The organism is Nocardioides sp. (assembly GCF_031397825.1).
GTDB lineage: Bacteria > Actinomycetota > Actinomycetes > Propionibacteriales > Nocardioidaceae > Nocardioides.
This window is the reverse complement of record NZ_JANNML010000222.1, coordinates 1-7,566: the sequence shown is the minus strand read 5'-3', so window position 1 is coordinate 7,566 and position 7,566 is coordinate 1. Positions and strand designations below refer to the sequence as shown.

Annotated in this window: 8 protein-coding genes and 1 pseudogene; 7 read left to right on the top strand and 2 right to left on the bottom strand. The window is 72.7% G+C overall.

The window, feature by feature from the left end:
• Window positions 1-87 precede the first annotated feature (87 nt).
• Window positions 88-747, bottom strand: coding sequence for a 50S ribosomal protein L3 (gene rplC / locus RMN98_RS18585; RefSeq protein ID WP_309650305.1), 660 nt, complete (start codon window positions 745-747; stop codon window positions 88-90).
• 16 nt (window positions 748-763) lie between these two features.
• Entirely contained in the window at window positions 764-1,072 is a 309-nt protein-coding gene (rpsJ, locus tag RMN98_RS18580; RefSeq protein ID WP_008360994.1) for a 30S ribosomal protein S10, read from the bottom strand.
• A gap of 387 nt (window positions 1,073-1,459) precedes the next feature.
• On the opposite strand from rpsJ, the gene RMN98_RS18575 reads away from it, so the two are divergent.
• From RMN98_RS18575 to RMN98_RS18545, 7 genes and pseudogenes are all read left to right on the top strand, one after another.
• Window positions 1,460-2,623, top strand: a complete 1,164-nt coding sequence (locus RMN98_RS18575) for a dihydrodipicolinate reductase (RefSeq protein WP_309650304.1) — start codon at window positions 1,460-1,462, stop codon at window positions 2,621-2,623.
• Window positions 2,620-3,114 carry a carboxymuconolactone decarboxylase family protein gene (locus RMN98_RS18570; protein ID WP_309650303.1) on the top strand — a complete coding sequence of 165 codons (495 nt, stop codon included), beginning with the start codon at window positions 2,620-2,622 and terminating at the stop codon, window positions 3,112-3,114. The genes RMN98_RS18575 and RMN98_RS18570 overlap by 4 nt, the downstream gene beginning before the upstream one ends.
• Window positions 3,115-3,305: 191 nt before the next feature.
• Window positions 3,306-4,253, top strand: coding sequence for a hypothetical protein (locus RMN98_RS18565; RefSeq protein ID WP_309650302.1), 948 nt, complete (start codon window positions 3,306-3,308; stop codon window positions 4,251-4,253).
• Window positions 4,250-4,879: a DUF4129 domain-containing protein gene (locus tag RMN98_RS18560; RefSeq protein ID WP_309650301.1), complete on the top strand. Its 630-nt coding sequence runs from the start codon at window positions 4,250-4,252 to the stop codon at window positions 4,877-4,879. Before RMN98_RS18565 ends, RMN98_RS18560 begins: the two co-directional genes overlap by 4 nt.
• The gene (locus RMN98_RS18555) at window positions 4,876-5,988 is read left to right on the top strand and encodes a DUF4350 domain-containing protein (protein ID WP_309650300.1); all 1,113 of its coding nucleotides are present in this window, start codon (window positions 4,876-4,878) and stop codon (window positions 5,986-5,988) included. Before RMN98_RS18560 ends, RMN98_RS18555 begins: the two co-directional genes overlap by 4 nt.
• A complete protein-coding gene (locus tag RMN98_RS18550) occupies window positions 5,985-6,968 on the top strand; it encodes a MoxR family ATPase (RefSeq protein ID WP_309650299.1) in 984 nt (327 codons plus the stop codon). Before RMN98_RS18555 ends, RMN98_RS18550 begins: the two co-directional genes overlap by 4 nt.
• Window positions 6,965-7,566 (top strand): annotated as a pseudogene (locus RMN98_RS18545) (DUF58 domain-containing protein); the annotation flags it as partial. The gene RMN98_RS18550 and the pseudogene RMN98_RS18545, both read left to right, overlap by 4 nt.

The window sequence follows — 7,566 nt, the reverse complement described above, 5'->3', positions numbered from 1 at the left end:
ACGACCTGGTGGATCAACGGGATGTTGACCGCGACGTCGAAGATCTCGGCGGGGAGCTCGACCTTGAGGGTCTTGGTAGCCATGTGCTCAGGCCTCCTGGCTCTTCTTCGCAGCCGAGCGCAGGATGATGACCCCACCCTTGGGGCCGGGAACGGCACCCTTGAGGAGGATCAGGCCCTTGTCGGCGTCGACGGCGTGCACGGTGACGTTCTGGGTGGTGACGGTGTCACTGCCCATCCGGCCGGCCATGCGGACGCCCTTGAAAACGCGACCCGGCGTGGCGCAGGCGCCGATCGAACCGGGCTTGCGGTGGTTGCGGTGGGCACCGTGGGAGGCGCTGACGCCGTGGAAGCCGTGACGCTTCATGACACCGGCGAAACCCTTGCCCTTGCTCGTGCCGGTCACGTCAATGACCTCGCCGGCCGCGAACGTGTCGACGGGCAGCTCCTGGCCGATCGTGTAGGACGCGGCGTCGGAGGTGCGGATCTCGACGACGTGGCGACGGGGCGTGGTGCCCGCCTTGGCGAAGTGACCGGCCTGCGGCTTGGTGATCTTGCGACCCTCGATCTCGCCGAAGCCGACCTGGATGGCGTTGTAGCCATCGGTCTCGGGCTGGCGGACCTGGGTGATCACGTTGGTCGTCGCAGCGATCACGGTGACGGGAACGACGCGGTTGTTCTCGTCCCAGACCTGGGTCATGCCGAGCTTGGTGCCCAGCAGCCCCTTCACGTTCTTCTCAACAGTCATGGCTAGTTCCTCGACCTCAGAGCTTGATCTCGATGTCGACACCGGCCGGAAGGTCGAGTCGCATCAGGGAGTCGACGGTCTTCGGCGTGGGGTCGATGATGTCGATGAGCCGCTTGTGCGTGCGCATCTCGAAGTGCTCGCGCGAGTCCTTGTACTTGTGCGGCGACCGAATGACGCAGTAGACGTTCTTCTCGGTCGGGAGCGGCACGGGGCCGGCTACCTTCGCACCCGTACGGGTGACGGTGTCCACGATCTTGCGCGCCGAGGTGTCGATCACCTCGTGGTCATAGGCCTTGAGCCTGATGCGGATCTTCTGTCCCGCCATAGGTCTCTCTCGTCCTTCTACTGGTCCACGTGCCTGTCCGGAACGTCCTCGGGTTTGAGTCTGTCCCGCCCTGTGCTCACCACCCTCCCCGACCCCCGCGGTCGGGCGTGTCGCGAGATTTCCTCGCAACACAGCACGACTGTCGAGCCAAGGTGTTGTGTGGCGCCTGACGGTTCGTCAGGCTGATCGGGTCTCCTGGTGCGGCGCGAGCACAGCCGAACACCGAAACGACACTCCGTGAAGAAGTGGGAGACGCGATTCAGGAGTCAAGATGTGCCGCGCCCCGGCAACCCGCCGGAGCAACCGGACTATCTTGGCAGATGTCTGCTACTGCGCCAAATCGGTTCGGCCCTACCCCGGCGGCGCTCCGTTCACTAGCCTCCCCCCATGGCAGACGAGAACACGTTCTACCTCGCTCCGGACGGTACGGCGCCCCTCCCGGTCGTCGTGTGGGGCACCGGCAACATGGGGCGGGCCGCCATCCGCGCGGTCGACGCGCACCCCGACCTGGTTCTCGCGGCGGTGCTCGTCGCCGACCCCGCGAAGGTCGGTCGCGACGCCGGCGACCTGGCCGGTCTCGGGCGACCACTCGGCGTACGCGCCGGTGACGACGTGGCTGCGGCCCTCGACGGTGCCGCTGCCGTGGCCTACATGGCGTCGGGCGACGTGCGGCCCGACGACGCCACTGCCGACGTGGCGCGGGCGCTGCGGGCCGGGGCCGTCGTGGTGACGCCGGCGCTCTACGCGCTCTACGACCCGCGCAGCGCGCCTCCGGAGCTGGCGGGGCCGCTGCTCGCCGCCGCCGAGGAGGGAGGGTCGGCGCTGTTCGTCAGCGGGATCGACCCCGGTTGGGGCAACGACCTGCTGCCGGTGCTGGTGAGCGGCCTGGCCGGGAGCGTCGAGCAGGTGCGCTGCCAGGAGATCTTCGACTACTCGACCTACGACGCCCCCGACTCGGTGCGCCTGCTCGTCGGGATGGGCGAGCCGATGGACCACGACCCGCCGATGGTGGCGGCCGGGGTGCCGACGATGGTGTGGGGTGGCCAGGTCCGTCTGGTCGCCCGGGCGCTCGGCCTGAAGGTCGACGAGATCCGCGAGACGCTCGAGCGCCGTCCTCTCGAGCGCGACGTCACCAACCAGATGGGGCTCTTCCCCGCGGGCAGCCAGGGCGCCCTGCGCTTCGAGGTGCAGGGCATCGTCGACGGCGTGCCCGTGGTCGTGGTCGAGCACGTGACCCGGATCGCGCCCGACGTGGCGCCCGACTGGCCACTGCCGGCCGACGGAGGCGACGGCGCCCACCGGGTCGTCATCGAGGGCCGCCCCCGCATCGAGGTCACCGTCGAGGCGACCGACGAGGGCGGCAACCGCGCGGCCGGTGGCAGCGCCACCGCCGCCAACCGCCTGGTCAACGCGATCCCCTGGCTGCACGCGGCCTCGCCGGGCATCTACGACGCGCTCGACGTCCCCCTCTCCCCCGCTGTCGGTCGTCTCGGCCGCGCGCTCCCCACCCTCAGCACCGCCGACGGTGCCAGCGGAAAGGCCGACTCATGATCATCGACGTCCCCGAGGACAAGGACCCGATCCTCTACGTCTGGGGGGAGATGGTGCCGGGGATCGGACCGGCCGCCTCCCGCTTCGCCACCAGCGTCTACGAGCACGGCACCCTCGAGCTGAGGGCCTTCGAGGCGGCCCGGCTGCGGATCGCGCAGCTCAACGGCTGCCTCTTCTGCCAGGACTGGCGCACCGAGAAGGACGGGGTGAAGGTCGAGGACGGCTTCGCCGACGCCGTCACCGCGTGGCGCACGACGCCGACCTTCGACGACCGGACCCGTCTCGCCGCCGAGTACGCCGAGCGCTACGCCCTGGACCACCATGGCCTCGACGACTCCTTCTGGACCCGGATGAAGGCGCACTACTCCGACCGGGAGATCGTGGAGCTGTCGATGTGCCTCGGCTCCTGGATCGCCTTCGGCAGGCTCAACCGGGTGCTCGGCCTCGACACCGCGTGCGTCCTGCCCAGCCACGTGGCCAACGCCAGGTGACCTGACAAGATGGCGGTCGACGAACGTCCGCGCAGGGCCGACGAAGGGGAGCCATGTCGGGCTACGACTCCTATCCGCCACCGGGGGCACCGCCGCCCCCGCCGCCCGGGGCGGGCGCGCCGCCACCCGGCTGGGCACCTCCTCCACCTCCTGGTCCGGCTGGTCCGACCGGCTGGGCACCGGCTCCGGGCATGCTCGGCGCGGCGCACAAGCCCGGCGCCATCGCTCTGCGCCCCCTGGGCCTGGGCGACATGTACGACGGCGCGTTCCGGATCATCCGCTTCAACCCGCGCGCCACGGTGGGCTCGGCGGTCCTGGTCGCCTCGGTCACGATGGCGATCCCGGTGCTCGTCACGGCGCTGCTCACCTTCACCGTCGGCGCGGTGCTCGACGAGACCGGCGGTGGTGGCAGCGAGCTGATCGGGGGCATCGGCTCCTTCGGCTCCCTGTTCGTCGGGCTGGCGCTGCTGCAGGTCGGGCTGATCTTCGTGACCGGGATGGTCGCCCACGTCACCCACGCGGCGGCCGTCGGCCGACGGCTCAGCCTCGGTGAGGCCTGGGCCGCCACGCGCGGCAAGCGCTGGCGGCTCCTCGGGCTCACGCTGCTGATCAACCTGGTGTGGATCGTCGGCCTGGTCGTCTACGTGCTGCTGTGGGTCGTCCTGGCGTTGACCACCACCGAGGCGGCCGTGCTGGTGGTCTGGGGCCTGGTCAGCGTGCCGGTCTTCGTCGCACTCATGTGCTTCTTCTGGGTGCGCGTCTACTACCTGCCCGCCCCCGCCCTGATGCTGGAGGACGTCGGCGTGCTCGGCGCGATCGGTCGCGGCTGGACGCTCACGCACGGCGCCTTCTGGCGCACCTTCGGCATCGCGCTGCTCACCGTGGTCGTGGCCTCGATCGCGGGCAACATGCTCGCCGTGCCCGTGACCATCGGCGGCGAGCTGGGCGCGGTGGCCGCCGGTCCGGAGTACGCCGCCCTCGGGCTGGTCCTGAGCCAGGCCCTCTCCTCGGTCATCTCGTCGGCGTTCGTCGCGCCGTTCACCGCCGGCGTCGCTTCCCTGCAGTACCTCGACCAGCGCATGCGCAAGGAGGCCTACGACGTCGAGCTGATGACGCAGGCAGGGGTCCTGCGCCGGTGACCCTGCGCGCCCTGCTGGTCCTGCCGTCGGGCGACCCGCCCCTGGACCCGACGCCCGACGAGGCCCGGTCCCTGCTGCGGCGCGAGCTGCTGTCGCCGGACTACCACGACCAGGACCTCGTGCAGCGGCTCCTCACCTGGCTCGAGCGGCTGGTCGACCGGGGCGTCACGAGCGCGAGCGGCGCCCCTCCCCTCCAGACCCTCGCGGTGATGCTCGTCGCGCTCGCCCTGGTCGCCGGACTGGTGCTGCTGCTTGCGCGGGCCCGACGCACGGCCCGCGCGACCGGCGAGCGCCGTGCCGTGCTCACCGACGAGGCCGTCACCTCAGCCCAGCTGCGCGCGCGGGCCGAGGCCGCCCTGGCCGACGGTCGCTGCGAGGAGGCTCTCGTCGATGCCTTCCGTGCCCTGGCCCAGCGCCAGGTCGAGCGGGGACGGCTCGACGACACCCCCGGTGCCACCGCGCACGAGGTGGCCCTCGCCCTGGCCGCCCAGCACCCGATGCTCCGGGCACGCGTCGACACCGGGGCGGACCTCTTCGACTCCGTCCTCTACGGCGACCGCCGCGCGACCCACGAGCAGGCGCTCGCCGTCCTTACCCTCGACGACGACCTGGAGGGCGTGCGATGACGGGGCTCCTGCGGCGCCACCGGGCCGTGCTGCTGATCACCCTCGGGCTGCTCGCGGCCGTTGCGGTCGTGGTGTGGTCGGGCCAGGGTGGTCGCACGGCCGAGGACCTCGACCCCGCCAACCCCGGACCCTCCGGCGCGCAGGCCCTGGCCAGCGTCCTGGACGACCAGGGGGTCGACGTCGAGGTCGCCCGCGGGGCCGACGCGCTCGACGACACCGCCGTCGACACCGACACCACCGTGGTCGTCACCTCGACCGACGCGCTCGGCCGCAGCACCGTCGAGCGGCTGCTCTCGGCCGTCGGCGACGCACGGCTCGTCCTGGTGGCGCCCGGACCCGGCGTCACCGAGGCGGTGGGTCTCGGCGGGCAGCCGAGCAGCAGCACGCTCGGCTCGGGCACGCGCGGCGCCTGCGCCGATCCGTCGTACGACGCCCTGGTGCTGGAGGTCGACACGACGCTGGCCTATCCCGCGGCCGGCGGGTGCTTCCGCACCGACGACGGTGACGCGGTGCTGGTCGAGCGTGACGGTGTCGTCTCCTTCGGGGCCGGGGACGCCCTGACCAACGACCAGGTGCTGCGCGCCGACAACGCCGCTGTGGCCCTGCGGCTGCTCGGCGAGGACGAGCGGCTGGTCTGGTACGTCCCCAGCGTCGCGGACCTGGTGGGCGACGACGGGGTGAGCCTCACCAGCCTGCTGCCCGACTCGCTCGTGCCCGGTCTGTGGCTGGTCGGGCTCAGCACCGTCGCCCTGGTGCTGTGGCGGGTGCGTCGCCTCGGCCCGCTGTCCACCGAGCCGCTGCCCGTCGTCGTCAAGGCGATCGAGACCACCCTGAGCCGCGGGCGGCTCTACCGCCGCGCCGGCGACCGGGCGCACGCGGCCGCCGCGCTGCGGCGCGCGGCCCGCACGAGGGCCGCCCAGCGGCTGCGCCTCGGCGCGACGACCGAGGACCGGGTCCTCGTGCGTGACCTGGCCCGCCACCTCGACCGGCCCGTCGACGAGGTCGCCGCGCTGCTCGCCCCCGATGCCCCGACCCCGGCGTCCGACGCTGCCCTGATCACCCTGGCCGACCAGCTGGCCGAGCTCGACAGAGAGGTACGCCGCACATGACCGAGACTCCCCCCGACCCGACGCCGGCCGCAGGCGAGGCACGCGAGCGACTGACCGCCGTACGCGCCGAGGTGGCGAAGGCCGTCGTCGGCCAGGACGCCGCTGTGTCGGGCCTGCTGGTCGCGCTGCTGTGCGGAGGGCACGTGCTCATGGAGGGTGTGCCCGGCACCGCCAAGACGCTGCTCGTGCGCACGCTCGCGGGCGCGCTGGCCGTGGACACCCGACGCGTGCAGTTCACCCCCGACCTGATGCCCGGTGACATCACCGGCTCGATGGTCATCGACTCCTCCCAGGGCGAGCTCAGCTTCCGGGAGGGGCCGGTCTTCACCAACCTCCTGCTCGCCGACGAGATCAACCGCACCCCACCCAAGACGCAGTCGGCGCTGCTCGAGGCCATGGAGGAGGGACAGGTCTCCGTCGACGGCGTCTCCCACCAGCTGCCGCGCCCGTTCCTGGTGGCGGCGACGCAGAACCCCGTGGAGTACGAAGGCACCTACCCGCTGCCCGAGGCCCAGCTCGACCGCTTCCTCGTCAAGGTGGTGCTGCCGATCCCCGAGCGCGCCGCGGAGCTGGAGATCCTGCGCCGGCACGCGGCCGGCTTCGACCCGCGCGACGTCGCCGGAGCAGGCGTGCGGGCGGTGGCCGGTGCCGCCGACATCGCCGCCGGACAGGCCGCGGTCAAGACGGTGCAGGTCTCGCCCGAGGTCGCGGGCTACATCGTCGACATCGCCCGGGCCACCCGCGACTCCCCCTCGCTCAGCCTGGGGGTGAGCCCCCGCGGCGCCACCGCGCTGCTGCGCGCGGCCCGTGCGTGGGCCTGGCTGGTCGGCCGCGACTTCGTGACGCCCGACGACGTGAAGTCCCTGGCCCACGCCACCTTGGTGCACCGGCTGGGCCTGCGCCCGGAGGCCGAGCTCGAGGGTGTCGACGTGGCCCAGGTCCTCGCCTCCGCGCTGGGATCGGTGCCCGTCCCGCGATGACCATCTCGGGGCGCGTGCCCCTGCTGCTGCTCCTCGGCCTGGTGGCCGTGGTGCTGCGCCCTGCCGGCAGCACGGTCTGGCTGTGGCTGCTCGTGGTGACGGCACTGACCCTGCTCGACTGGTCGATGGCGCCGAGGCCGGCCGCGCTGTCCCTCGAGCGGCGGCCGATCGGCGCCACACGGCTCGGTCACCCCACCGAGACGGTGCTGGTCGTGGGCAACACCTCGCGCCGCCGGGTCCGGGCGCTGGTGCGGGACGCGTGGCAGCCCACCGCCGGCGCGAGCGACAACCGCCACCGGGTGTCGCTGGCCCCGGGCGACCGGGCGGTGCTGCGCACCCCGCTGCTCCCTCGTCGCCGGGGCGACCTGCGCGCCACGGGGGTGACGGTGCGGCTGCCGGGCCCCCTCCGGCTGGCGGCGCGCCAGCGCACGCTCGACGTCCCGGGCTCGGTGCGGTCGCTGCCGCCCTTCGAGTCCCGCAAGCACCTGCCCTCGCGCCTGGCGCGGCTGCGCGAGCTCGACGGCCGCTCGGCCGTGCGGGTGCGCGGCCAGGGCACGGAGTTCGACTCGCTGCGGGAGTACGTCCGCGGCGACGACGT